28 protein-coding genes and 1 tRNA gene are annotated in these 24,380 nt (G+C 68.3%); 18 read left to right on the top strand and 11 right to left on the bottom strand.

Annotated features, from left to right (window positions below; all coding sequences use genetic code 11):
• Nucleotides 1–129 precede the first annotated feature (129 nt).
• Nucleotides 130–218 (bottom strand) — tRNA-Ser (locus tag ACYVD1_RS08740).
• 139 nt (nt 219–357) lie between these two features.
• Here ACYVD1_RS08740 and ACYVD1_RS08735 point away from each other — a divergent pair.
• Together ACYVD1_RS08735 and dnaN are read left to right on the top strand one after the other, a co-directional pair.
• On the top strand, nt 358–816 hold the full coding sequence (locus tag ACYVD1_RS08735) for a DUF4442 domain-containing protein (protein ID WP_460770233.1): 459 nt from the start codon (nt 358–360) through the stop codon (nt 814–816).
• Between the two features lie 220 nt (nt 817–1,036).
• Nucleotides 1,037–2,179: a DNA polymerase III subunit beta gene (gene dnaN, locus ACYVD1_RS08730; RefSeq protein WP_460770231.1), complete on the top strand. Its 1,143-nt coding sequence runs from the start codon at nt 1,037–1,039 to the stop codon at nt 2,177–2,179.
• 211 nt (nt 2,180–2,390) lie between these two features.
• Here the strand turns inward: dnaN and ACYVD1_RS08725 are convergent, their stop codons facing one another.
• The 3 genes from ACYVD1_RS08725 to ACYVD1_RS08715 form a co-directional block, all read right to left on the bottom strand.
• Nucleotides 2,391–3,203 (bottom strand): DUF2786 domain-containing protein, encoded by an 813-nt coding sequence (locus ACYVD1_RS08725; RefSeq protein WP_460770229.1) that lies wholly within the window; start codon nt 3,201–3,203, stop codon nt 2,391–2,393.
• Nucleotides 3,204–3,352: 149 nt separating this feature from the next.
• The gene (locus ACYVD1_RS08720) at nt 3,353–3,790 is read right to left on the bottom strand and encodes a hypothetical protein (protein ID WP_460770075.1); all 438 of its coding nucleotides are present in this window, start codon (nt 3,788–3,790) and stop codon (nt 3,353–3,355) included.
• A 194-nt stretch (nt 3,791–3,984) separates the two neighbouring features.
• Nucleotides 3,985–4,512 carry an NUDIX hydrolase gene (locus tag ACYVD1_RS08715; RefSeq protein ID WP_460770073.1) on the bottom strand — a complete coding sequence of 176 codons (528 nt, stop codon included), beginning with the start codon at nt 4,510–4,512 and terminating at the stop codon, nt 3,985–3,987.
• A 123-nt stretch (nt 4,513–4,635) separates the two neighbouring features.
• Between ACYVD1_RS08715 and ACYVD1_RS08710 the strand changes: the two genes are divergently transcribed.
• Nucleotides 4,636–5,946: a hypothetical protein gene (locus ACYVD1_RS08710; protein ID WP_460770071.1), complete on the top strand. Its 1,311-nt coding sequence runs from the start codon at nt 4,636–4,638 to the stop codon at nt 5,944–5,946.
• Nucleotides 5,947–6,038: 92 nt separating this feature from the next.
• On the opposite strand, the gene ACYVD1_RS08705 is transcribed toward ACYVD1_RS08710, so the two are convergent.
• From ACYVD1_RS08705 to ACYVD1_RS08695, 3 genes are all read right to left on the bottom strand, one after another.
• Entirely contained in the window at nt 6,039–6,782 is a 744-nt protein-coding gene (locus ACYVD1_RS08705; RefSeq protein ID WP_460770069.1) for a hypothetical protein, read from the bottom strand.
• Between the two features lie 166 nt (nt 6,783–6,948).
• Nucleotides 6,949–7,545 carry a DUF4352 domain-containing protein gene (locus ACYVD1_RS08700; protein ID WP_460770067.1) on the bottom strand — a complete coding sequence of 199 codons (597 nt, stop codon included), beginning with the start codon at nt 7,543–7,545 and terminating at the stop codon, nt 6,949–6,951.
• The gene (locus ACYVD1_RS08695; protein ID WP_460770065.1) at nt 7,542–8,159 is read right to left on the bottom strand and encodes a hypothetical protein; all 618 of its coding nucleotides are present in this window, start codon (nt 8,157–8,159) and stop codon (nt 7,542–7,544) included. Before ACYVD1_RS08695 ends, ACYVD1_RS08700 begins: the two co-directional genes overlap by 4 nt.
• An 816-nt stretch (nt 8,160–8,975) precedes the next feature.
• Between ACYVD1_RS08695 and ACYVD1_RS08690 the strand changes: the two genes are divergently transcribed.
• Nucleotides 8,976–9,149, top strand: coding sequence for a hypothetical protein (locus ACYVD1_RS08690; RefSeq protein WP_460747618.1), 174 nt, complete (start codon nt 8,976–8,978; stop codon nt 9,147–9,149).
• A gap of 131 nt (nt 9,150–9,280) precedes the next feature.
• Complete coding sequence (locus ACYVD1_RS08685; protein ID WP_460770063.1) at nt 9,281–12,265, top strand: AfsR/SARP family transcriptional regulator; 2,985 nt, start codon at nt 9,281–9,283, stop codon at nt 12,263–12,265.
• Here the strand turns inward: ACYVD1_RS08685 and ACYVD1_RS08680 are convergent.
• Together ACYVD1_RS08680 and ACYVD1_RS08675 are read right to left on the bottom strand one after the other, a co-directional pair.
• Nucleotides 12,258–13,082 carry an oxygenase MpaB family protein gene (locus tag ACYVD1_RS08680; protein ID WP_460770061.1) on the bottom strand — a complete coding sequence of 275 codons (825 nt, stop codon included), beginning with the start codon at nt 13,080–13,082 and terminating at the stop codon, nt 12,258–12,260. The two genes, ACYVD1_RS08685 and ACYVD1_RS08680, sit on opposite strands and share 8 nt — an antisense overlap.
• Before the next feature lie 110 nt (nt 13,083–13,192).
• Nucleotides 13,193–14,317 (bottom strand): DUF4037 domain-containing protein, encoded by a 1,125-nt coding sequence (locus tag ACYVD1_RS08675; protein ID WP_460770059.1) that lies wholly within the window; start codon nt 14,315–14,317, stop codon nt 13,193–13,195.
• Between the two features lie 576 nt (nt 14,318–14,893).
• Here ACYVD1_RS08675 and ACYVD1_RS08670 point away from each other — a divergent pair.
• The gene (locus ACYVD1_RS08670; protein ID WP_460770056.1) at nt 14,894–15,412 is read left to right on the top strand and encodes a lytic polysaccharide monooxygenase auxiliary activity family 9 protein; all 519 of its coding nucleotides are present in this window, start codon (nt 14,894–14,896) and stop codon (nt 15,410–15,412) included.
• Here ACYVD1_RS08670 and ACYVD1_RS08665 read toward each other — a convergent pair.
• Together ACYVD1_RS08665 and ACYVD1_RS08660 are read right to left on the bottom strand one after the other, a co-directional pair.
• Entirely contained in the window at nt 15,409–16,935 is a 1,527-nt protein-coding gene (locus ACYVD1_RS08665) for an amidase family protein (RefSeq protein ID WP_460770053.1), read from the bottom strand. The genes ACYVD1_RS08670 and ACYVD1_RS08665 overlap by 4 nt on opposite strands.
• Before the next feature lie 414 nt (nt 16,936–17,349).
• Nucleotides 17,350–17,583, bottom strand: a complete 234-nt coding sequence (locus ACYVD1_RS08660; RefSeq protein WP_460770051.1) for a hypothetical protein — start codon at nt 17,581–17,583, stop codon at nt 17,350–17,352.
• Between the two features lie 87 nt (nt 17,584–17,670).
• Between ACYVD1_RS08660 and ACYVD1_RS08655 the strand changes: the two genes are divergently transcribed.
• The 12 genes from ACYVD1_RS08655 to ACYVD1_RS08600 all read left to right on the top strand — a co-directional run bounded on the left by ACYVD1_RS08655 (nt 17,671) and on the right by ACYVD1_RS08600 (nt 24,369).
• On the top strand, nt 17,671–18,024 hold the full coding sequence (locus tag ACYVD1_RS08655; RefSeq protein ID WP_460770049.1) for a hypothetical protein: 354 nt from the start codon (nt 17,671–17,673) through the stop codon (nt 18,022–18,024).
• An 81-nt stretch (nt 18,025–18,105) separates the two neighbouring features.
• Nucleotides 18,106–18,495, top strand: coding sequence for a hypothetical protein (locus tag ACYVD1_RS08650; protein ID WP_460770047.1), 390 nt, complete (start codon nt 18,106–18,108; stop codon nt 18,493–18,495).
• Nucleotides 18,496–18,524: 29 nt separating this feature from the next.
• Complete coding sequence (locus ACYVD1_RS08645) at nt 18,525–18,713, top strand: hypothetical protein (protein ID WP_460770044.1); 189 nt, start codon at nt 18,525–18,527, stop codon at nt 18,711–18,713.
• 52 nt (nt 18,714–18,765) lie between these two features.
• Nucleotides 18,766–19,200: a hypothetical protein gene (locus ACYVD1_RS08640; protein ID WP_460770043.1), complete on the top strand. Its 435-nt coding sequence runs from the start codon at nt 18,766–18,768 to the stop codon at nt 19,198–19,200.
• A gap of 84 nt (nt 19,201–19,284) precedes the next feature.
• On the top strand, nt 19,285–19,443 hold the full coding sequence (locus ACYVD1_RS08635; RefSeq protein ID WP_460770042.1) for a hypothetical protein: 159 nt from the start codon (nt 19,285–19,287) through the stop codon (nt 19,441–19,443).
• Between the two features lie 24 nt (nt 19,444–19,467).
• Nucleotides 19,468–19,608 carry a hypothetical protein gene (locus tag ACYVD1_RS08630; protein WP_460770039.1) on the top strand — a complete coding sequence of 47 codons (141 nt, stop codon included), beginning with the start codon at nt 19,468–19,470 and terminating at the stop codon, nt 19,606–19,608.
• Between the two features lie 122 nt (nt 19,609–19,730).
• A complete protein-coding gene (locus tag ACYVD1_RS08625) occupies nt 19,731–19,961 on the top strand; it encodes a hypothetical protein (RefSeq protein WP_460770036.1) in 231 nt (76 codons plus the stop codon).
• A 1-nt stretch (nt 19,962) separates the two neighbouring features.
• Entirely contained in the window at nt 19,963–20,112 is a 150-nt protein-coding gene (locus ACYVD1_RS08620; protein WP_460770033.1) for a hypothetical protein, read from the top strand.
• Nucleotides 20,112–20,315: a hypothetical protein gene (locus ACYVD1_RS08615; RefSeq protein ID WP_460770029.1), complete on the top strand. Its 204-nt coding sequence runs from the start codon at nt 20,112–20,114 to the stop codon at nt 20,313–20,315. Before ACYVD1_RS08620 ends, ACYVD1_RS08615 begins: the two co-directional genes overlap by 1 nt.
• Entirely contained in the window at nt 20,312–20,560 is a 249-nt protein-coding gene (locus ACYVD1_RS08610; protein ID WP_460770025.1) for a hypothetical protein, read from the top strand. Before ACYVD1_RS08615 ends, ACYVD1_RS08610 begins: the two co-directional genes overlap by 4 nt.
• A gap of 29 nt (nt 20,561–20,589) precedes the next feature.
• On the top strand, nt 20,590–21,852 hold the full coding sequence (locus ACYVD1_RS08605; protein ID WP_460770022.1) for a hypothetical protein: 1,263 nt from the start codon (nt 20,590–20,592) through the stop codon (nt 21,850–21,852).
• 291 nt (nt 21,853–22,143) lie between these two features.
• The gene (locus ACYVD1_RS08600; protein ID WP_460770019.1) at nt 22,144–24,369 is read left to right on the top strand and encodes an FtsK/SpoIIIE domain-containing protein; all 2,226 of its coding nucleotides are present in this window, start codon (nt 22,144–22,146) and stop codon (nt 24,367–24,369) included.
• The last annotated feature ends 11 nt before the right edge of the window (nt 24,370–24,380 follow it).

Below are 24,380 nucleotides of genomic sequence, written 5' to 3'. Positions count from 1 at the left end.
CTCCATGGCTCGTGAGGCAGTCTCCCCTCCCACCACCGGGCGGGGCAAGCGCCTGCGGAGCCTTGGCGGCGGTAGAACCCACTGCATGACGAAGGCCGCCCACCGCTCCGGTGGGCGGCCTTCTCGCCGCGGAGGGTGTGGGATTTGAACCCACGAAGCCCCGTCAAGGACTTGGTGCTTTTCAAGAGCACTGCACTCGGCCGCTATGCGAACCCTCCTAGGGGAGAGTGACTCTCCGCCAGACATGGTAGCCCACGGCGGGGACGGGTTCGCGTGGATACCGGAGTTACCTCGTTGAAGGGCCGGTTGGGGTGGCGTTCGTTGGTTACTCGTGAGTAACCTTGGGGTATGGAGAAAATGGACGCCGAGACGGCGGAGATGGTCAAGTCCGGGTTCCTCGCCGCGGTTCCCTTCGCGCGGACCCTGGGAGTGACCTTCAGCGAGCTGGACCACGGGCGTGCCGTCATGCGCCTGCCCGACAACGCAGAGCACCACAACCACGTCGGCGGCCCGCACGCGGGCGCCATGTTCACGCTGGCCGAGTCGGCTTCGGGCGCCATCGTGATCGGCACCTTCGGCGACCAGTTGGAGCGGGCCGTTCCGCTGGCCGTGAGCGCCGAGATCCGCTACCTCAAGCTCGCCATGGGCGACGTCACCGCGGACGCCACCCTGGGGCGCACGCGGGACGAGATCGTCGCTGAGCTGGACGAGGGCAAGCGCCCCGAGTTCCCCGTCGACATCGAGCTGCGCACCGACGACGGCACCGTCACCGGCAGGATGACCGTCGTCTGGACGCTGCGCCCCAACCGGAAGTAGCGCCGCCAGCCGGGTCGGCGCCCGGCGCACGGGCACCCCGCTCGGGCGTCCCCCCTCAACCGCCCCGGTCAGACACCCCTTCCGCCCGTCCGGCCGGGGCATTCCCCTGTCACAGGCCTTTTCACGGGGCCCACTCGGGGCCTGTCGATTGTCGGTACCGCTGGGTACGTTGACCTGGAAGCCAGTCGGTCGACCAGGAGGCAGTGCAGTGAAACTTCGAGTGGATCGCGACGCGTTCGCGGAGGCGGTCGCATGGACCGCTCGGGCCCTGCCCACCAGGCACGCGGTCCCCGTTCTCGCGGGGATGCGGATGGAGGTCTCCGCCGACGGCAGCGCGCTGCACCTGTCCGGATTCGACTACGAGGTCTCCACCAGGGCCTCCGTGGAGGTCCTGTCGGAGGAGCCCGGGGCGGCACTGGTGCCCGGGCGGCTGCTCGCCGAGATCGTGAACAACCTCCCCACCGGCACGGTGTCCATCGAGACCGACGGCCCCAAGGTCCTGGTCAGCGGCGGGGCCGCCAAGTTCACCCTGATCACCATGCCGCTGGAGGATTATCCCAGCCTGCCCGGCATGCCGGGCAGGATCGGCTCGGTGTCGTCCGACGCCCTCACCACTGCCGTGCGCCAGGTGACCCCCGCGGCCAGCCGGGACGACACGCTGCCGATGCTCACCGGTGCCTACCTGGACTTCTCCGGGGACACCCTGCGGGTGGTGGCCACCGACCGGTACCGGATCGCGGTGCGCGAGCTCTGGTGGCAGCCGGAGGACCCGGGGATCGACCTGTCCGCGCTCGTGCCCGCCCGCACCCTGTCCAACACGGTCCGAGGGCTGATCAACCAGAGCAACGTGGACATCGCCCTGTCCACCGTCCAGGTGGGTGAGGGGGTCAGCCTCTCGCCGGGCGAGGGCATGATCGGCTTCGAGAACGGTGAGCGCCGGAGCACCACCCGGCTGATCGACAGTGACTTCGTCAAGTACGACGCCTGGTTCCCCACAGAGTTCTCCGGACGGGCCGAGGTCGCCGTCGCGCCGCTGCTGGAGGCCGTGAAACGGGTCGCCCTGGTGGCGGACCGAAACACCCCGCTGCGGCTCGCTTTCACGGAGGGTGAGGTCGTTCTGGAAGCGGGTTCGGGCGAGGACGCGCAGGCCGTGGAGGCCATCGAGGTGGGGTACGAGGGGGAGCCGATCAAGCTGGCCTTCAAGCCCGACTACCTGGTCGACGGGCTCAACGGTGCGGGGAGCGGTACGGCCTACCTGAACTTCACCGAGCCCACGAAACCCGCGGTGTTCACCGATGTTCCGGCGAAGGAGGGCGAGGACCCGGTATTCCGCTACCTTGTCCAGCCGTTGCGTATTACTTGACCAGCGGTTTTCCCGTTCTTGGGAACGTTGCCCACAGGGCTGTCCACAAGTTATCCACAGGCTGTTCGCAAGCCTGTGGATAACCCGGGGTGATCGGCCCTCCCAGAGGTCCGAACTGCCCGTCGAATCGACCCGAATTTCCGCTGTGACAAGGGAAAACGGTGTTGACTCGGAAACTGTGCACAGCCTGTGGACAACTCCGCGCGCAGAGCTATTCGCCGTCGGCCAGAGAGGACGCCCGACCAGTGGTCACGGGGGTGTCCAGACCGAGCTCAGCCTGCCGCCCGCGGCGGTAGCCAGCGCGGTATCCGGCGGCGCTGTGCGTGCGCTCGGGCCGGTGTTTGCGCAACTGTGGGAACTGCTTGTGGAACTCTTCGGTCACCCGGTGGACATCGTCCTTGAGTACCAACTCCGCGCCGCGTGCGGAACCCTTCTCGCCATCACCCTGAGTGACGCCCGATTCCCCGTCCGGGGAAGCCATTTCCTGAAGGCGCGCCCGGAAGTCGCGAATGCGTTCGGCCACCGCCTGACCGTAGGCGCGCACGAACGAACGGTAGTAACGCTTGCGTTCGGTCTCCAGGGCGGAGCGGGTGTAGTTGCGCAGTTCCCGGATATCGGCCACGTGGGCGGAACTCATGAACTTCGCCGAGGCCTCCATCTGCATGGAGATCGACGGCATCAGCATGCGCAGCGCGTCCAGTGCGTCGATGGTTCCCACCAGGATGATGGTGCGCTCGGTGTTCTCGGAGTTGTTTCCCCGGACCGCCGACTGGCACCCGTAGGCGGCGGCGATGTCGGCCAGCGCCCGGACCCGGGCCTTCCCGTGGCCGCCCACCCCCGAAACGGTGTAGTCCATGCGGCTGATCGCGTCCGGTTCCTCGCCTCTTTCGGCGCGGGCCTCAGCCTCGGCGATCGCGTGGCGGGTCATCAGCTCAGCGGCCTTGGCGGTGAACGCCTGGCTCTCGGCATCAGTAACCGCGGGGTCCTCCGCCATGCGAAGGAGCCCGCGGACCCGCTCGACCATCTTCTGACGAGCAGCTTCAGTCATCGGCGCCGGTTGTCTCCCGTAGGTGAGGTGTGGTCCGTCCATCCGCTCCAAGGCGGAAAACATCGAGCCTAAGCCCTCTTGTTCCCCACCACCATCACGGTGGCGCCGATCACCAACCGAATCCCTTAGCTCTTGTTTCCGGCGACCATCGCGATGACACCGATGATGACCCAGAGGGCCAGACCCACCCACAGGCCGGTGAAGGCCGCCGTGAACAGGCCGCCGAAGATCGCGAAGCTGCCGACCACCGAGGCGATGTAGCTCACCACGGCGGCGCCGCCGCCACCGAGCAGTGCCGGTGCGGACGCGTAACGGAACGGGTAGTTGGCGGCCCACCGGCGGCCCCGGCGGTCACCCTTGCTGCTCAGCACCCCGCCGATCCCGCCGATCAGGGCGAAGAAGAAGATGCCGGTGGTCACCGCGCCGGGGATCCCGGCCATGCCGAAGTTGGTCAGGAAGGAGAGGGCGCCGGCGACCGAACCGCCGACGATGGATGCCCCCCACGGCCAGATCATCGTCGCCGAGGCGACGGGAGTGAATGCGTTACCGCGCTCCAGCGTCATGTTCACAGCTCCAGTCGAATCGCGTGGCGCCCACTCATCGCAGGGCCGTTCCCTTCAGCATGCAATGTCAGGGCTGTACACACATCAGGGCACGTCCCTGACTTACCCCCTAGGAGGGTCCCCGGCACCTGGCATCGGGTACCGGTACGAACTATCCCAGAGGTGCGCACGTTGTCCCCCTCTGGTGTCAACGATCAACCGGCCTGGGAAGTGCCCCGGGTGTCGGGGTTCGCCGCATCCCCGGGGCCGACCGACGCGGAACGCAGCCCGGCGTACAGGTGCGGCCAGGCCGTGCGGAAGGCGGGGAGCAGGGGAAGCGCCTCGGCGGTGCTGGCCGGGACCCATCGGATCTCCTTGCTCTCCGCGTTGCCGGGGCGGAACGGGGCCAGGTTCGGGATCCGGAGCAGGAACGTGTCGTAGCGCCACACCGTCAGGTCCTGTTCGTGGCTGCCCAGGACGGTGTAGTCCCCGAGGTCGCCCGCGACCTCCTCGCGGAACTCGCGCACGGCGGCTTCCAGCGGGCTCTCGTCGCGGTTGCGGGCGCCGCCGGGGATGCCCCAGGTGCCGCCCATGTGGGTCCAGCCCGCCCGGTGCTGCAGCAGCACGTGACCGGAACCGGTCATGTCGGTGGCGTACAACAGCAGCCCGGCGGCACCGTACAGCCCCCACCTCTTGGAGCCGTCAGCCAGTTCCACCCAGCCGTTTCCGTCGCCCTCCTGCATCAAGCTCCTCCAACCTGAGCGGTTGCTCGCGTCCGGCGATCAAGGGTCCGGCCACCCGCCTGCCTGTGGACAACCGGAAAACGAGTGGGACATTCCCGCTAATCTCTTGAACCTATGGCCCGTATGACCTCTTCCGCAGCCTTCCTTCCCGTCTACGCGCTCGACCTCGCCCGACGCCACTGGGCTCCCCTGCTGTGCGTCTACACCGCCGGGATGCTCCTGCACACCCTGCTCATGCGCGGTCTGGTGGCTTTCATCGAAGTGAACCCGGCCCTTTCCCTCGCGGGGCTCGGGCTCACGCTGCTCGTCACGCTGGTCACCTTCGTCCTCATGTTCCAGCTGCTCAGGCCGGGGCTCCGGCTGGTCGACACCGAACTGGGGTCCGAGGTCGTCCGGCGGAACAGGCGGAGCGGGTTCGCGGAGGGCGAGCGCCGGGTGGTCGACGGGGTGGCGCTGGCCATCCTGCCGTTCCTGATCTTCTACGGGGCCTGGGGGCTGATCGAGGAGGAGTACAACACCTACAGCATCAGCCTGCTGAACACCGCGGGTGTGGAGGCCTTCGCGGCCCCGACCGAACTCACCTGGTTCGGACTGCCCTTGGTGATCGCGCTGCTCGCCTGGGGCCTGCGCCGCGTCTGCGGCCACTTCTACAACAGCGGCCGCAACCCGGTGCTGGGCATACTCACCGCGCTCTTCGAGGGCGTGTGGATGTTCATGGTGATCTTCTCGCTCGGTGCCATGGTCGGCCTCGCCCAGGACTGGATGTCGACGCGTGTCGCCTGGGTGGCGGTCGAGACCGCCTACACCAACGGCCTCGACGGGCTCGGTGACCTCGTCAACGTCCCCGAGTTCGCCGCCGGGGTGACCGCCGCGCTCGCGGCCGTGTGGACCGCGGTCAAGGAGGGCTTCCTCGGCCCGATGCTGTGGCTCACCATCACCGCCGTGGTCTACCGGGCCCAGATCGACGACCAGGAAGCGCTCTTCGACCAGCGCCGGCACGGACGCTTCGGGACCGCGGTGGCGGGAGCGGCGCGCCTGAGCAGACTGTTCGGCCGCAACGCCGCCTCCGGGCTCCGGGAGCAGTTCCTCCCCTGCGTGAACGCGGTCCGCTTCGTGTTCCGCTCCGGTCCGGTGTTCTACCTGTCCTTCTGCGTGTTCTTCGTGCTCCTGGACCTGGTCTTCAGCCTGTTGAACCGCGGCGTGTTCGTCCTGCTCGGACCCGGCCGGTTCCAGGGCGAGCTGTGGCCGTGGCTGCAGCCGGTCGACTTCGCCGTCGAGGCCCTGCACATGCTGATGCGCCTGTGCCTTCTGGCCGCGGCCTTCGAGATCGCGCTGCGCCGGGCGGAGGGGAACAGCACCGGCCGACGCGTGTGGCAGGTGGCCGGGCACGCCCTACGGCGGCCAGCGGCGGGCCAGCGCCGCCACCGGGGCTGAACGGGAAGGAGTCCGGGGATGTGTGACGGACGGCCGCGGAGGTGACGGACGGCCGCGGGGCGCCGCGGCCTGGCGGGGCCGTTCGCGGTGGCTCACTCCATGGGCTCGGCCTCGAAAAGCAGCGCTTCCGGGCTGGGCCCCTCCTCGCTGTCGGAGGTGGCCACGGTGACCTCGAAGCGCAGCTCCTCCGCCACGTCCTCGGGGACCAGGAACGACAGCACCAAGGTCTGTTCGGAGCCCGGTGCGATGGCCTGGCCCTCGCCGTCGGCACAACCGCCCATGGTCGAACCGGGGTCGTCGGCCAGGCTGCGCATGCTGTACTCGGGGACCGGTTCCCAGGAGCGGCCGTCCTCGTCCACCGCCTTGAAACGGCAGTACGACTGCAGCAGTGCGCTGGCGTCCTCGTCGTCGGGGGTGACGCGGAAGCCCGCGTCGACGAGCTCGACCCCGTCCGGCGGGGGCGGGTTGTCCTCCAGGTACCCGGTGAGGTAGCCGAGCATGTGCCACTCGCTTCCGGCGAGGGTGGCGGTCTCCTCCGACACGGGCTCGGCCTCCGGGGGGATGAGCCCGTGTTCCCGGCCCTCGTTGAGCTCGGTCCAGTAGGGCCAGCCGAGCATGACCGGCAGGAGCACCAGCAGAGCCGCCACGTACGGCAGGTGCAGGCGTTTCCACAGGGGGCGCGCGTGTCGGAGCCCGCTAGCGCTCGGGGGTTCGGTACGGCGCCGTCGTCCCCGGCCGGACCGGGTGGCCTCGGCGGCGGGGTGCTGGGGCTGCTGGTTCGGCGGCCGGTGCCAGTGCTGTCCGGGCGGTCCGTAGCCCTGTTGGCCAGGGGGCACCGGGGGTGCGGGAGGTCCCTGCGGTGGTTGCTGGGTCGGGCCCGGTTGCGGGTGGGCGGCCGGTGGCGGCCCTTGTGGCGGCCGGGGGTGGGAGGGCGGAGGACCCTGAGGCGGTTGCCAGGGAGCTTGTCCGGGGTGCCACCCCTGGGGCCGCGGCCCGTGGGGGTCATTCGGTCGCATGGGTGTCCTCCCCGGTCTGGATCTCCGGCGGGAGCAGGGCGACGGGCTCGTCGGAGGGTTCGGTTTCGGTCAGGCCCAAGTCAATCGAGGCCTGGGCGCCCAGACGGCCGTCGTAGCCCTCGGCGTGCGTCACCACCAGGGCGGGCTCGTCGATCTGCTCGACGGGGACCTCGAAGACGAAGGCGCCCTGCAGGGGGAGTCCGGGGGACAGGGACTCGCGGTCGAGGGTATCGGTGAACCAACCGCGTTCGAAGTAGGTGGTGCCGTCCGCCATCTGGAGCTCGGCGGGGAACGTGTCGATGGTGGTGTGTGCGGCCGTGAGACGCGCCCAGACGACTACCCAGGCGCCGTTGGCCTCCACCGTCTCGCCACCCTCGCCGAGGCCGCTGGGGACCGACAGGGAGCTGGTGAGGTCGACCTCGGCGACTTCGACGCTGAAATCGTCGGTGCTCACTGCCTCGTTCTCGTCACCGGAGGTGGTGATCGGCCCGACCGCGTCCTCATCGCTGACGATGAAGTACTGGAGGACGGGGATGAGGGCGATCATGGCCAGGCAGACCAGCACGGAGAGGGCTCGGTTCACGGTCCGGCCTCCTCGAGCGGCACGGAGACGGAACCCACGAGGCCGTCGTCGGCCACCCACAGGATGCCCCCGCCGCCGCGGGCCTCGATCCGTTCGACCTCGTGCACCGCCACCCGCACGTCGTCCACCTCGTCCGGTGCCATCCCGTCCGGCAGGGGCCAGGAGATGATCGCGTCCTCCTCGAACATGTGCGGCTGCAGGTGGGACACGTATCCCTCCGGCATGCGCTGGAAGAGGAGGTCGGGGTCCTCGAGGGCGTCGTCGGAGGGCCCGATGTGCGCCACGGCCGATTCGATCGCGTCGAAGGTCCCGACCGGCCGCTCGGACCCGTGCATCTCGATGTCCGCCCGGACCTGCAGGAAGTCGTCGGACTCGTCGGAGACCACCCGGGCCTCGTGCGGGGCGAGACGGATCAGGTCGTTGGCCAACTCGGTCCCGGCCGGTTCGGGATCGGCGAGCGCGTCGGCCTTCTCCAGCCCGCCGAACACGGCCACGACGAGCACACCGAGCGCCAAGACCGCACCGATCGCGGACAGGACCGCGGCGCGCGCTAGGGGACTCCCGAGGAGGGTGGGCCGATTGGGGACGTCGGCCTCGCTGACATGGTGAACCACGAGGCCGAAGTGTAGGCGGAAAGCGGGCGAAGCGGCCCGTGATCACCTCTGAAGACCGGCTGGTGGCCGGAAGAGGCCAGGTCAAATCTTATGGTTCGGCCGCGGCCCGCCCTTTCAAGGTCGATGATGTTCAGTGTGGGGCCGCCCGGGTAACTTCTAGGTGTTCGGTGGATGCTGCCCGTCGCGAGCGGCGCATCCAGTGGTGCTGGCACAAGGCCGAAGAAGGAGTTCCCCTACTGTGCACTGCCTCGCAAGCTCGGCAGCATCGCACAGCGGGGGCCCGCCCGGGTTTGGCTGTCGACTGAGAGATGCGCAGTGACAGTGCCGCTGGGGCGACGCGCAGCAGGGTAAGTGTCCGCTGAACACGCCCTAGTCCCGTACCCCGCTTCCGAAAGCGTTCAGGGCTTCCCCTTGTGCTCCGGAAACGGAGTCCCGAAGAACCGCTCGGGCGTGTTCGTGTAGTTACCTGAAGTGTTGGATGCGGACCGTGGTCGCCCCGATAAGGCCAGGAGTCAACAATGGGTAGCGGCGCTACGACCTTGGGTTTCATGGGGGTGCTGAAAGCCGGTTGAAAGCAGAGCGCAAGAGAATCTCTCTAGTGTGATGCACGTTCGACGCGATCGGTCTCCACGAGAGGACGGCTCGTGGTCCCATCCGGTCCGACGTTCGTTGGACACAAGCCACCCGTGGCGTAGCTGAGGCGGCCGCGCCGCGGGTGGCCGTTCCGCCGGAAGGCGGTGAGTCCTGATGATGCTTCGTAGACGACGTAGGGCTACATTGCGGCTCTACACGAGTGCTGTACGCAAAGGAGTTCGAGTGCCGAAGATGCTGACCGTGGACGAGCAGTTCGAGGCGATCATCGCCGGAGCCGAGATCACGGCGAAGATGAGCCCCCTGCGCGACCCCGACGGCGGCGAGCAGCCTGCCCCTTCCGAGGAGAAGCCCGCCGAGTCCGCTCCGGCTGAGGAGAAGTCCGGCGACGACAAGTGACTTCTCCGTAAGGTAGTCCAACGGTCACTCCGAGTGTCTCTATGGAGGGTGATGCTCGGAGCCGTTGGCATGCCATGATTCCACTTCACGGTCCATTCCCCTTGCTAGGGTGGCTGCTTGTGGAATTCGGAGTGCTTGGCCCCATCACCGTCTGGTCCGATGGCAGACCGATTCCGGTCGGCGGACCACGCCAGCGCTGTGTACTAGGTGCGCTATTGGTGCACCTAGGGCGGGAGGTCACCGTTGACCAGATCATCGGCTATCTCTGGAGTGATGATCCCCCGCGCACAGCGCGTTCGGTTATTCAGGTCCAAGTCTCGCACCTGCGCCGTATTATTCCAGGAAGTATCTCCACGACCCAGGGCGGTTACGTTCTGGATGTCGATCCGGAGAGCGTTGATCTGCACCGATTCCGCAGCCTAAGGAGGCGCGCGGCCGACAGTGATCCGGAAACCGCTGTCGAGCTGCTGGACCAGGCGCTGCGGTGCTGGCGTGGTGCCCCCTTCTCTGGGGTTGGTTCCGAATACCTTGACCACTCAGTTGTCACCCCTTTGGTCGAGGAACGCTGGTCCGCCGTCATCGCCTGGGCGTCGCATGCCATGGACCTTGGTCGTTACGGCGATGTGGCCTCAGTCCTGAGCCCGCTCGTCAGCGAGCAACCGTTCGGGGAGCGGTTGCACCATCTGCTCATCTCCGCGCAGTGGCGAAACAATGAGCGTGCCAGGGCGCTGGCCGTGTACGAGGAGTTCAGATCCAGACTCGCGGAGGAGCTCGGCGTCGACCCCGGGCCGGAGCTCGTCGGTCTGCACACCCGGATCCTCCAAGAGGACGCTGGGGAGATTTCGAGGGAGAACCCAGCCAGCGCGCCGCTGGCGGACTCCGCCGGTCCCTACCTGGTCCGCAATGACCTTCCCCGTGACCTGACCGACTTCACCGGCCGGCAGGAGCCGTTGGAGAAGCTGCAGGAACTGGCCTTCTCCGACGAGCAGCGGGCCAAGGTTTGTGTCATTACCGGGTCGGGTGGCGAGGGTAAGACCACGACTGCGGTTCGGTTCGGACACGAGTTCGCCAAGAAATACCCTGACGGCCAACTGTTCATCGACCTCTACGGATACACGTCGAACAAGGAGCCGCTCGACGCGGCCTCCGCACTCGGTGTCCTGCTGCGTGCCGTGGGGGTCGAGCCAAGGGCTGTACCCGAGTCCTTGGAGGAGCGGTCAGCACTGTGGCGAGCGACCCTTATGGGGCGCAAGGCACTCCTCATCCTGGACAACGCGGCGAGCTACGCTCAGGTGAGCCCGTTGTTGTTGTCCTCCCCCGGGTCGATCACCCTCATCACGACCCGCAATGAGTTGTCCGGGCTCAGTGGTGCCCGTTTCATCTCGCTCGGTATGTTCGATGAAAGGTCATCACTAGAACTCCTGGGGCGAGTTCTGGGAGATGAGAAAGTACGGAACGAACTTGGCCAGGCGCGCGAGATCACACGTATATGCGGTGGTCTTCCGCTCGCCTTGCGGGTGATCGCCGGTCGAATGCTCAGTCGCCCCAGGTGGTCGTTCGCACACGTGGCCAGGAGGCTCGGAGAGAGGGACCGAAAACTCCACGAACTGCGCGTCGAAGGCCAGAGCGTCGAGTTGGCTATCGATCTTTCCTTCCAGAGTCTCAACCCCGAACAGCGCCGGGCCTTTCTTCTGCTGGGCCTGATGATCGGGCACACCATCGACCTTGCCGGTGCCTCGTCCCTGCTTGGAACGTCGATGGAGGAGGCAGATGACACGCTCCAAGAGCTCGTCGGCGTCTGCCTGCTGGATGAACCGCAGGGGGACGTCTACGGTCTGCACGATCTGATCCGGGTTTTCGCGCATAAGCGTGCGGTCGAGGAGTTCGGGCACGACGAGTCCGCGAGGGCCAGGTCCCGCCTGGCGGAGTACTATCTGTCCACGGCTCAGCACGCCGCAGAGCTCCTAGGGCCGCGCGTACATGGTGACGACTCGGACAGTTTGAGCTCCAGGTACCGAACGGATATCTCCGGCGCCGAAGGCGCGGAGAAATGGTTCTCGCTGCATCAGGAAAATCTGACTGATGCGATCGAACACTTCGCTTCACACGACAACGGTGAACATGCGTGGCGCATGGCTGACGCCGTATGGCGCTTCTACGCACTGCGTGGCCAGATGGGACTTCTGGTCAGCTCGCAGGAGCGGGCGCTCCAGATAAGTGACAAGCAGGGAAACCACCGTGGGCGGGCCGTGATGCTGATTGGCCTCGGAATCGCCCACTACATATCAGGCCGTTTCGATGACGCGCTCAATTTCCTGACGGAAGCTCGTGATCTACTGAACGAAATCGGTGACTCGAAGGGTACCATTCGTGCCTTGGCTAATTTGGGTATGGTCTATGAGAGAGTCGGCCGTTTCTCTGATTCAATGGTGGCGATCCGGGGCGTCCTGGATCGTTCCGCTGAAATCGGCAACGTCAGAGTGGAAGCGCAGCAGTGGGGAAACCTCGCCGTGCTACATCAGACGATCGGTGAAAACGAAAACGCGATTCGCTGTGGTGAGCAGGCAATACTGAAGTCGGGCGGGGAGGAACAGAGCGAGGTCAGGGCGAGGGTCAAGCGCGTGACGGGTGAAGCCAGGATTGGGCTGGGAAACCTCCCGCTCGCCTTCCAGGACCTGCGCGAAGCGTTGGAACTCTCCATCAAGCTGCGGCTCGTGGGCAACCAGATCTACGTTCACAACTCTCTCGGACTGGCATACCGGTCGGCGGAGTGTTGGGAAGAGGCAATCGAGTCCCACAACGAGGCCTTGGCTCTCGCGGAAAAGTCGGGGGACCGTAGCGGGGACTCTGAAATCCTCACTGACCTGGGAATGACTTATGCGGCTGCCTCCCGCTATGACGAGGCTGCAGAGGTGCTCAGGAGAGCCCGGGAGATCGCGAGTGAGCGCGGCGAGGCATACATGTTGGCCCGCGCCTCACTCGCGCTTGGGCGGCTTCCCGACCCCGTCGTTGGCGCCGTGCACCCCAGAGAGCTGCTCACAGAGGCACTGCGGACCTTCGAGGAACTCGGGCTGCCCGAAGCTCAGCAGGCCAGGGAGGCACTGGCAGCTATCTGACCCCGCCGGACCGCTTGGGTTTCCTGGACCGTGACTTCGACGCCGTCCATCCGCCGTTCCTGCGCATCGAGCGCAGGTAGAACCGGGCGGGCAGCGTGCGCACTGCCCTCGGTAGCTTCGGATACACCTTGCGGGTGAGGCGCATGAGCAGGTCGAACCGGCGCTGGTGGGCCTCCGACCAGGGGATCCCGAAATCCCTCCGCAGTTCCGGGCTCAGCAGGCCCCCGCTGAGGAAGCGCTGGGTCAGGGTGAGCGGCCACAGCAGCCGGTTGTTCGGGCGGAAGAGCTCCTGGGCCAGGCGATGGGCCTCCTGGCTGACTTCCAAGCGCGCGTGCGCACGTTCCCAGTAGGCGTCGAACTCCGCCGGGCTCTGTGGCCACTCCTCCGGGGGCAGACCGAGGGCGGTGGCGTACACCGCGGCCTCGCGCAGGAGCTCGGCGTGCTCCTCCTCGGAGAGCTCGGCGACGGTCAGTTCGTAGAGGCGTACAGCGGTTTGGTACAGAGTCGCGGCGACCCACAGCAGCAGTTCGGGGTCGAGGGCGTTGTATCCGGGTCCCCGTACCTTGCGGTGCATGGCGCGCACGATGGCTTGGACGCGTTCGCGCTCCTCCTCGGTGCCGTGCGCTGTCCCGTAGACGTAGTACAGGGTGCCGCGCAGCCGGTCGAGGGGGCGGGAGGCGAAATCGCTGTGCTCGGCCACGCCCCGGGCGACGCTGGGGTGCGCGATCTGGAGCAGGACCGCGCGTCCCGCCCCGGCGAGGAGGCAGGCCTCCGCGTTGATCCGCCGGAGCGGCGATAGATCGGACGATCGGCCCATACCTGGATCGTATGACAGTGTCCGCGAGCGCGCACTGCAACACACGCCTACTCGGCCGGGCTCCTTCCCGACCGCGCACCCACCGGAGGACATCTCCACCGGACCAGCCCCTACCGGACGGTGGCCGACACGGTCCGGAGCAGCCCCGGCCGCACCAAGGCGTCGGTGCTGTCGACGTACTGGTCGACCGCGCCCACCGGAGGCCTGTCGGCAAGCGCGGGGTCCTCGATCCGCTCCAGGAGCGCTTCCGTGTACCTCCCGGCATCCAGTACCGGGAACGGCCGGGAATGGAAGGGGCGGGGCTCGGGCGACAGCGGTTCCGCGAGCCCGGTCCGGTTCTGCCACGCGGCCACCAGCCGGTAGGCCTCGGCCAGGTCCTGCTCCGGGTCATTTGAGGTCAGTGCCCGGCGCAGCACCGGGGCCACCTCTGACGCGTCCGGCAGCGCGGAGAACGCCGATCCCAGCCACTTGGAGTAGGGCGGGTAGCGGCGGGCCAGCAGCAGGCACAGCCGCATGAGGTCGCGGACGAGCCGGGCGGTGACCACTCGCTCGCCGAGCTCGTCGCCGACCTCCGCGCAGCGGCCCACGAACGGTTCCTCCTGGGCGATCCGCCGCCACTGGCAGGCCAGCACGTAGCGCCAGACGTCGGCCGGGTACCAGGCCAGGTCCCGGCGGGCGGCGGTGAGTTCCCCGGTGCCGTCGTGGAACACCGCGCCGCCCACCACCCCGGCCAGCCGCTGGGTCGGGGTGGCCAGCCAGTCGGCGGTGGTCACCCCGGCGCGCGGGTCGAACCCCAGTTCCCCTGTCAACCACGCTCCGGGTTCGGCGGTGTCCACGCAGTGCCGCCCCTCAGTGCCGTCGGTGAGCTGGTGCACCCCGGGGTCGTCCGGTACCGGGGCGAACCGGGTGGGCCAGCCGCGGATCCGCTGGGGCAGCTTTTCCGCCAACAGGTCCGAGACCCGCTGGTGGCCTTCGGAGAGGAACAGCTGGAGGCGCGGCCCCCAGTCGTGGTCGGTGGAGCGCTCGGTGTCCAGGCCCAGCACCTCCGAACCCGCTCCCACCAGCGCCGCCGCGTGCGGGACCCCGCCCAGCAGCGGGGCCACGGCCTCCCCGTACAGGGCGCGGGACAGTTCGATCCCGGGGAGGAACTGGGGCCGTCCCCCGTCAGGCCGGTACGGGGGCGGCTCCACGCCGGGCGGGAACACGCCGGGCGGGAACGGGTGCGGTTCGGGCATCGGTGTCGGCCTCTCCTCGCTGGTGCCGGGCCGGGCCCGGCAGGTCGGTCGATCGGACCACCGTTCTGCCATGCAGGGCGCGGCCCGTCCACGGGTTTTGCCGCGTCCACGGGTGCCCACAGGGCAGCGAATTCCCTCGTGGGCCGGAGGTAAGGGAAATCTATCCTTTCGGTGAGGTCTGCCCGGATACTCCACGGAGGGACCTCCTGGTCTAGTCCTCGTCCCGATAGACCGGTCGCCCAGGAGCCGGGCATCGGGCCAGTTCCGGGCGCTCCGGACCGGGACAGCCGACCAGTACCGGTGCCGGAGCTCCACCGCTTGGGCCCGCGCACTGGTACGGGAGTCACTCCACTCCCACCGGTAACAGGGGTCTTGACGGCGGGTAACCCGCTCTTTACCGTCATCGGAACTGGGTGGACGGACTTTCCCGGAAACCAAGGGACAGTTCCCGGACCCCGTCCGGGACTCACGGAAATAACCGGCCGTGAGCCTGCACCCGCCCGCCCTGGACCGGCAACGGTTCGGGTCATCCCGCTATGGCCTTCCGAGGTCGTGACCCACAGAAGGGCTCTGTTCATGAGCATTCGCAGCAAGATCCGCTCCACCGCGGCCGTCGCCGCCGGTACCGCCCTGGTCTTCACGATGATGCCGGCCGGTACCGCCAGCGCCCACGGTTACATCTCCGACCCGCCCAGCCGCCAGGCCCAGTGCGCGGAGGGCACCGTCGAGTGCGGACCCATCCAGTGGGAGCCGCAGAGCGTCGAGGGTCCCAAGGGCCTGATGAGCTGCTCCGGAGGCAATGAGGCCTTCTCCGAGCTGGACGACGACAACTACGGCTGGGACGTCACCCCGGTCAGCAGCACCGCCACCTTCGAGTGGACCCTCACCGCCGCCCACGCCACGGCGGAGTGGGAGTACTTCATCGACGGCGAACTGGTCGACAGCTTCGACGAGGGCGGCGCGCAGCCGCCGTTCAACTTCAGCCACGACGTCGACCTGTCCGGATACAGCGGCGAGCAGACCGTGCTGGCCCGCTGGAACGTCGCCGACACCGAGATGGCCTTCTACGCCTGCGTCGACGTCGACATCAGCTAACGATCCCCTCCGGGCGCCTGAGTGCGTCGAGGGTGTGTCCGGTGGACGGCTGGTTCCCGGACGCGCCCGAGCCCCGGTCCGGCCTCGCCAGCCGGCCCGGGGCGCCTCGAGTGGTCGGTCCCCGGTCGCCGGTCGACGCAGCGCGTGCGCTCTTCGAAGGCCCGTGCGTAGCGCAGCACCTCCACGTCCCGGTAGTGGTCCACGGCCATCTGGAACCCGACCGGGAGCCCCGCCGGGGTGAACCCGGCCGGTACCGCCAGCACGGGCAGTCCCGTGGCCGAGAGCACACAGGCCGAACGCATCCAGTCCAGGTAGGTCGTGGACTCCACGCCGTCGACCGCGGCGGGGTAGCGCAGCCGGGCGTCGAAGGGCACGACCTGGGCGGCCGGGCTGAGGAAGAGGTCGTAGCGCGAGTAGAAGTCCCGGACGGCGGCGGCGAGCCGGGTCCGCGCCCCGGTGGCGTCGATGATCTGCCGCGCGTCCAGTTCCCATCCCGCCTCCACGTTCCACACCACCTCTGGCTTGATGAGGTCGCGGTGCTCGCGCACCAGGGAGCCGAGCCCGGCGGCGAAGTCGATGGCACGGGTGGTCCGGAAGACCCCGTCCGCGCCGGTGAGGTCGGGAGCGGCCTCCTCCACGACGGCTCCGGCGTCCTCGAACACGCTCAGCTGCCGGTTCAGCACCTCCAGGACCTCGGGGTCCACGGGAACACCGAGCCCGAGGCCGGGACTCCAGCCGATTCGTACGCCGCACAGGTCCCCGGCTGCGGGCACGGCGAAGTCGGCACCGGTCAGCGGGGCGGGAGGCCGGACCCGGGCCGAGGGGCCGGCGACCGCGGACATGAACAGCGAGATGTCGGACACCTCGCGGGCCATGGGCCCGGTGCGGCCGAGCCAGGCCCAGTCGTTGTTGAGCGCGGGTGCGGGCAGCACCCCGTAGGACGGACGGAAGCCGACCACGTTGCAGAACGACGCCGGGATGCGGAGCGACCCTCCCACGTCCGACCCCTCGCCGAGCGGCTGGATACCGGCGGCGAGGGCCGCGGCCAGCCCGCCCGAGGAGCCGCCAGCGCTGCGTTCGGTGGCATAGGGGTTGGTCGTGGTGCCGAAGACCTCGTTGAAGGTGTGCGAACCGGCCCCGAACTCCGGCACGTTGGACTTCCCGGTGGCGATGGTGCCTGCCGCGCGCAGTCGGGCGATGACCAGATCGTCCTCGACGGGCACGTGCTCGGCGAAGACCGGGGATCCGCTGGTGCTGCGCATACCGGCCACCGCGTGGGTGTCCTTGTGGGTCATCGGCAGCCCGTGCAGGGGCGGCAGCTCGGCGCCGGAAACGGTGCGCCGGTCGGCGGCGTCCGCGGCCGCGAGGGCCTGTTCGGGTTCCACGGTGACCACCGCGTTGATCGCCGGGTTCACCGCCTCGATCCGCTCCAAGTGCGCGGTGACGGCCTCCCGGGCGGAGACCTCCCTGCGCCGGATCGCGCGGACCAGGGCCGCCGCTGACATCTGTTGGATCTCGTCCATGGTCGTTTCCCGGCTCCCCACGAGACAAAAAAGTGTGGCCATCCAGTAGTGCCTGTCTACTGGATGGCCACTCATGGCCGAGGAAAACCAACCTGGCCCCCTATTCGGCCCCCAACACGACGAGGGCCGGTCCCGTAGGACCGGCCCTCGTGCTGGTCGGGGTGGCGGGATTTGAACCCACGACCTCTTCGTCCCGAACAAGGTAACCCCGGCTGGTTGACCAGTGCCGCTGGAAAGAAGTGCAGGTCAAAGCGTTGGTTTGGGGCAGTTTGGAGGAGTCTCGGACAGGGTGCGGGAGCCGGTTTTCTCCCAGGAATCTCCCAGCGTCTGTCCAGGCCGACGAGGCTGTCGGCGGACGTAGGTCGGCCCCGGTTCGGTGAGCGCCTCACCGGCCGGGGCCGTCGTGCTGTCCGGTCAGTCCTGCTTCTTCGGACCCCGAGGGCGGGGCGAGACTCCGGCCTCCTTTGCGATGCGACGCACGTAAGCAGGAGTGTGCGGGGCTTCACGGTTAACGTCCGTCGGTGTTTCTCCGGCTTCAAGGGCGTCAACGATCTTCTGGCGGACGTCCTCGGTGGACTGCTTGTGGGCAGCTTCGGTCTCGCGGTAGCGGGTGGTGGCGTCTCGGAGGGCGTCCAGTTCTCTGCTCATGAAACTCAGTATAGATACCTCTTGCACCCTTTCCTAGGTATGGATACTATGTATCTATACAGAGCAACGGACAAGCAGGAGGCAGACATGAAGGTCACCATCACCCAGGCGAAGCAGAACCGCCTCGCCCGCCGCCAGGCCCGCACCGCCCTGGTCGCCACCCGCACCGCCGCCCACGCCGCGCACCGCAACTCCCGGCACACCGTCGCGAGCCACCTGCGCTCCCTCGGCGTCGACGAGGCCGTCGCCACGGGGATGGCCTCGACGCTTCGCAAGAAGGTCGCCGGCGCCGGCACCCGCGGCTTCGCCCTCAAGGCCGGCGCCCGCCGCGCCTGCACCCGCTACACGCAGGCCCAGGTCCTCGCCGCCCTCGTCGACTACCGGCCGCGCAAGGCCGAGTTCAAGGCCGCCCGCGCCGAGCTCCTCGCCCTCGCGGCCTAAGACACGCAGAAGGCCCGGCTGGTGAACCACCACCGGCCGGGCCCTGGAACCGCTCAACCCCTGTCAGAGAAGAGGAATCCAGTGCCAACTGTAACCACCCTTCCCCTCCCGATGGAGACCCGCCGCGGCCAAGCGTCCGTGAACACCGAACTCGACCAGCTACTTGACCAGACCGGCCACCTGACCACCGACCAGCTCGCGGAGCTCCTGATCCTCGACACCGTCACCGGCGCCATGGACTCGACCAGCTCCGGCCCGGTCGGCCGGTGGGTGCTCGGGGAACTCCAGGCCCTCGGCATCGAGGCGGTCGCCTACTCGTGGGTCGCCTCGCTGGCGGTGTACGACCGGCACCTGGCCCTCCTCGGTGAAGTGGCTGTCCCGCACGGCCACACCCTCGCCGACCTGGAGCACGAGGTGAACGACGGCGACCACCCCGACCTCCTCCACCAGGGCGACACCGACCCCCGCTAACCAGACCGCCCCGAGGAAGGGAGCCCGCCATGTTCGAAGGCACCTGCGTGTACGAGATCGACCGCCTCGGTACCACCGAGAACTGCGGGCTCCCCATCGCGGACGACGCCGACCCCGACGAGTTCCTGTGCCCCTGGCACGACGGGGCCGTCGACCGGGGCGACATCACGTGGTCTGACTACCAGCTCCTCCGCCGCCACTACCTCGCGGAGATCTGACCCGCACAACCCGCAGCACCGCAGCACACACCGCACCCCTGGGAGGGGACCCATGGCCACCACACTCGCCACCACCGACACCGAGACTGAGGCAGCCCGCCGGCGCTGCCAGGAGATCGTCGACCACCGGCGCGCACGCCACATCATCGCGTCGACCGCCGACAACGCCACCGGCCTCGACAAGATCCTGACCCGCCTCCAGGGCCGCGAGAAGGCCGTTCTGCCTGACGCCGACCTTTCCGCGGTCGGGGCCTTCACCCTCGGCACCACCACGGTTCTGGTTATGCGCAGCACATACGGGCCGGGCCGGTGCCCGTTCGTACCCGGCACCTGGTCCTGCACTACCGGGGTCCTCCCGGGGGTGAGGGTCATGGACTTCATGACCGAGGACCCGGACGTGACGGACAGCGAGCTGTTGGCCGGCGCCTTGTCCTGGTTGGAGTCTCGCTACCCCGAGCACGCGCCCGCCCTGGTTTCTGGTTCCTGAACCGGCCGGTGCCTGTGCCGCCTGTCCCGCTCGGGCGGCTTGGGGACCAACCGGTCCGACAACCCGAATCAGAAGGAGAACGTCATGGGCCTCTTCAGCAAGATCAAGGACGACATCAGCGGCACCTGCGGCACGTGCGGTCACGGCACCGACCAGCCGAACTGCAACTGCTCCAACACTTCGTGCTCCTGCAACCCGGGCGCCTACCAGCAGGCGTACGGGCACCCCAAGCCCACCAAGTAGAGCCGCCCGAACGAAGGAGCACCCGTGGCCACGACCGTCACCGTCACGATCCACTACACGAACGGCAGCCAGAAGACCCTCCGAGTGCCCGAGGACGCGGCGATCTACTACGAGAACCTGCCGTTCAACAACACCGACGTCGTGCGAGTCGACGTCCGCTACTAGCCGCACGAAGGAGGAGTTCACCCGTTGGCGCGGGTGAACCCCCCAGACCCCCATCCGGCGGCCACGGCCATGCCTACCCAGCAACCCCGTGGCCGCCCCTACAGAAGGGATCCATCCACACCATGCCACAGCAACAACCAGGACCAACGGTCCCGCTCGCGGACGTCATCGCCCTCGTCAACGCCATGAACGCCGCCCTCGAACTGCCTGAACACGCGGACCTGTACAACGTGCGCCGACGTGTCTCGCAGGTCCAGGGGTGCCTGGACTTCGCTGGCAGCGCCGACGACGCCCACGCCCTCGCGTCCGCGACCAACGTGCTCCGGCGCGTCGTTGACCACGGAGGTGCCTGACATGGAGCACTACTTCAATCTGATCTCGGGTGCGGCGTTCGCTGTGATCGTCGGCATCGCGTTCGGGTTCTCGCTCTTCGGTGCGCTGGCGTTCGGCACCGTCGTGACCGTCGTGATGGTCGCCCTCGACGTGTGGGGAGGCGAGGACTGATGTCGACCACCGCACTGGTTACCGAGCACGGGTTCGCCATCGTCCTCGCCGTCCTGTTGGTCGCCCTCCTCATCGCCCTGTTGCGGGTGGTGGCGCTGCCGCTGGCCGCCCTCGCGGTCCTGTTGGACGGCGCCGCTGACCGGGCCACCAAGTCCACCCTCATCACCAACCTGATCCCCGAACCAGAAGGGGCAACCCGATGAACCCCGAGGACGCCGACCAGGTCGCCCTGACCCTCGTTCGGGCGGTGGTCCGCCAGGACGCCGACGCACGCGACCAGACCGTCATCAACGCGGGCGTGGACGGGATCCTCGTGGACCTTTTCGAGGCCACGTTGGGTCTGGCCGCGGACGCGCTACAGAACCTCGCTGATGAGCGGGGCGTGGACATCGAAGAGCTTCTGGACGGCATCGCGGTCCAGGACCTAGAAGACCGGGAGGCCCGATGAACTGGCCAGGGAGGAAGCCCCGCCCGTCCGTGGTCCAGACGGTCACGGACCAGGCCACCGGCGCCCGCGCCCTGGCCGACATCACAGACCAGACGCTCCTGACCGACCCGCGCACCAACCCGCAGGTGCGCGGCCACCATGACCGGCTGAGGGACGACCAGCAGCGCTCCGCCCTCAACCTCGAACACCGCCGCCAGCTCCGGCGGGGTCGGGTCGCTGACCGGCGCGCCTCCCACGCGGAGGCCACCCTGGAAGCCATCACCGCGGCACGTCAGGCCCTATCTCCGGCCCGTGCGGTCGTGACCCTACAGAGGGGGCGCCGACGGTTCCTGGCCGGGGCCTTGGCCGCCTCGGTGGCTTTGAGTATCGGGTCCGCGATCGGGCTGGCCGCTATCTCCGTGCACACCGGCGGACCCGCGCTGGTCGGCTACGTCGTCGAACTGTGCCTGACCGTATCCACGACGTTCGCGATCCTGTTCCGGGCGTTCGTGGACCAGGCCAGCATCGCGGACGACCGGGACGCCCCGGTCTGGGAGGGGTGGCGTGAGCTGCTTCTGGTGGCCTTGGTCGTCGTGCCGATGTCTACCTCGGTGGTCGTTAACATGGCCGGTTGGGTCGCCGGGGCCGGGGTGTCGCCGCTCTCGGCGTTGTCCGCACTCGGGGCCGGTGCGGCTGCGGGGTTCGCGTACTTGATTGCCGATGTGACGGCTCGGGCTGTGCGTGCGAACGCGAGGGTGGTGGACGGCGCCGACGAGGACGCGTTGCGCGCGGAAGCGTCCGGGTCGGACCTGTTCGACACCACGGCCTCCGTGGTCGACACGGCCACGCAGGTTCCCGAGGACGACGTGCCGGAGGAGGTCGACGAGGGCGCCAAGGCAGTCGCCGCTATCGAGGACTGGTTGGAAGCCCGCGGCGCCGACGGTCAGCCTGACCACCGCCACACCGGCACCGCCAACGGGTCGCCGAACGGCACCGAGACGGGCAGGCGCCACACCGTGGCCGCCACCCGCCATTTCGATCCCGACCTGCAATTTGGCGGATCGGTGAACGGTGTGGCGGATGGTGTGGCGGTCGGTGTGACCGACGACGGCGGAGAGGCCGAGGAGAAGGTCGTGGACGCCGTCCAAACCCGCCGTCTCCAAGGTGCCGCTACCCGACTGCGGGTCGCTGAGCACCTCGCCGTGAACCCCGACGCCACGGCCCGGCAGATCGCCGACGCCCTCGGTATCGGGGAGTCGACCGCCCGGCGCCACAAGCGGGATGTCGAGGCCGACGACGGTGGTGAGGGGTGATGCCGCGGCTTCCCCGGAAGATCCCTGACGGGTTGCGTAGGGCCGCCCGTGTGGCCCGCTCCCAGGGGTGGACGGTCGAAACCAGGTCGGGGTGCGGGCACCTGAAGTGGGTTTCGCCCCGCGGTCGGACCGTGTTCACGTCCTCGACCCCGTCTGACCACCGGTCCACCCGGAACGAGCTCGCGCGTCTCCGGCGCGCTGGCCTGAAAGACCGCTAGCAGGCGGCCCGCCCACGGCTTGGAACCCCAGCGGGCGGGCCGCCACCCCTTGACGAGAAGGAGCACCACCAGCATGGCAGCACCGAAGCGCGTGACGATCGGTGGTCAGGTCATCGACTTCCCGACCCGCCACCAGCCCGAACCCAACCGTGGTCATAAAGCCACAGTTACTCCCGAGGAGGAGGCAGTTGTGGCCGAGGAGGCCACGACTGTGGACGGCCCGCCGGAGGGTGCTCACGACGCGAGTACCCCTGGCGATTCAGTTGTGGGCGAGACGCCCAAGGTTGACCCTGAAGCGCAGGTCACAGGGCCGGACCTCCGTAACGAAGGTCCAGGTCCGGCAACCGTTGCCTCCTGGGCAACGGACGACCCGGCAGAGGGTACCGACAATCTCGGTACCCCCGACGATGCAGTTGTGGGCGAGAAGCCCACGACTGAGCTTGAGTCGTTCATACAGGACGCGGAGATCGTCGACGACCAGGCCCCCGGCACCGACGTGGACGTGCCCGACCAGCGCCGCACCCTCACGGTTCCCGCCGGCGCCCGTGCCGTCGCCACACGCGCTTGTCAGGCCGCCAAACGGCCCGACCGTATGGCCTGGGCCGCCCTGAAGTTCGAGCTCGTCGACGGCACCGTGGGCACCGCGCACGGCGCCGGCGCACTCTGGCGGTGGATGACCGCAGCGGAGCTGAACCAACACCTCGCCACCAACCCCAACCTGGTGCTGGCCACCCGCAAGACCCGCCGCAACATCACCCTGGCCAGCGGCGGGGTGCTCCTCGGGTCGGGGGTCGCGGCCTGGATGTTGCTCACACCCTTCGTGCCGCTCCTCGCGATCCTGTCGGTGCTCACCGTCGCCGGAGTCGTCGAACGCCGCCAGTCCGCCCTCGGGGCCGCAGAAGCAGGACACAAGGCGCTCGGGCCGTCCCCCTCGGGCAAGGAGGTCCGCAAGGTGTTCGTGTCCGCCAAGCTCGCTAAGAAGCAAGATGAGATCCGCCTGGTCGGGCCGGTCACCCGCAGCGGTGACGCCTGGGAGGCTGTGGCCGAACTCCCGCCGGGCACCACTTTCAAATCGGCCGTCAAGCGCCGCGGCGAGTTGGCCGGCGCGATCGGCGTCGACGAGGTCCAACTAGCCCTCGACCCCGTGCGCGGCCACAACGGCCGGGTGCGGTTGTGGTGCGCCGACGAGGACCCGATGCAGGGCGGACCGGTGGTGTCTCCGCTGGTCACCCGCACCAAGCCGGTCGACTTCTGGTCGGACAAGGTGTTCGCCGGCCGTGACCCTCGGGGCCGCCCGGTGGAGTTCTCGTTGGTGGAACGGTCCTACCTGGTGGGTGGTGAACCCGGCGGCGGTAAGTCCGTGGCCTGCAACAACGTCCTCGGCTTCATGGCCTTGGACCCGAACGTGCGCCTGTGGCTTGCTGACGGCAAGGGCGGGTTCGACCTCGCCGACTTCGAACCGGTCGCCCACAAGGTTCTGCCCGAACCTGATCATGACGAGATCATGGAGATGATCGGTGAACTCCAGGGGGAGATGCGCCGCCGGTACTCCAAGCTCCGCAAGATCGGGGAGCGGAAGGTCACGAAGAAGATCGCGGAGAAGTTCGACATGCCCCCGATCCTGTTTCACTGCGATGAAGTGCAGAAATTCAGCCTCGGGGATGGCGACACCAAGAAGGGCAAGGCCTTCGTGACCGGGATCGCGGACCTGGTCGGGCGGGGCCGGGCGGCCGGGATCATCACCGGAGTCGTGACCCAGCGGCCGGCCGCGGACGTGGTTCCGTCCCGCCTGCGCGACATCCTGAGCATCCGGTGGGCGTTGCGATCCACGACGAGCGACGCGAGCGACACGATTCTGGGTGCGGGCAACGCATCCCGGGGGTTCTCGGCGTCGGTGTTCACTGCGCAGCAGCGCGGCGCCGGGTTCCTGTTGGCCGAGGGCGCTGACCCGGTGCAGGAGCGGACGGCGTTCATGAACGATGCCGAGGTCGCGGGGATCGCCCGGCGCGCGTACGAGATCCGTAAGGAGGCCGGCACGTTGCCGGCGGCCGGCGACCGGCCGGACGTGCGCTTGTTGTCGGCACTGCTGGATGTGATGGAGCATCACAAGGGCGGGCACACCACGGATCTGTTGCCGCGGTTGGCCCGTCACAGCGACGAGTACGCGGGTTGGGATGCGGCGAAGTTGGCGGCGGCGTTGAAGCCGCTCGGGGTGCACTCCAAGCAGCTGGATTTGGACGGTGCGAACCGGAACGGGTATCGGCGACAGCACGTGCAGGACGCCCTCGACCGCGCCTAGGGAAGGCTCTA

It is taken from the genome of Nocardiopsis nanhaiensis (genome assembly GCF_054778635.1).
Note: the sequence above shows the minus strand (reverse complement) of the source record. Positions and strands in the feature narration are given on the sequence as shown.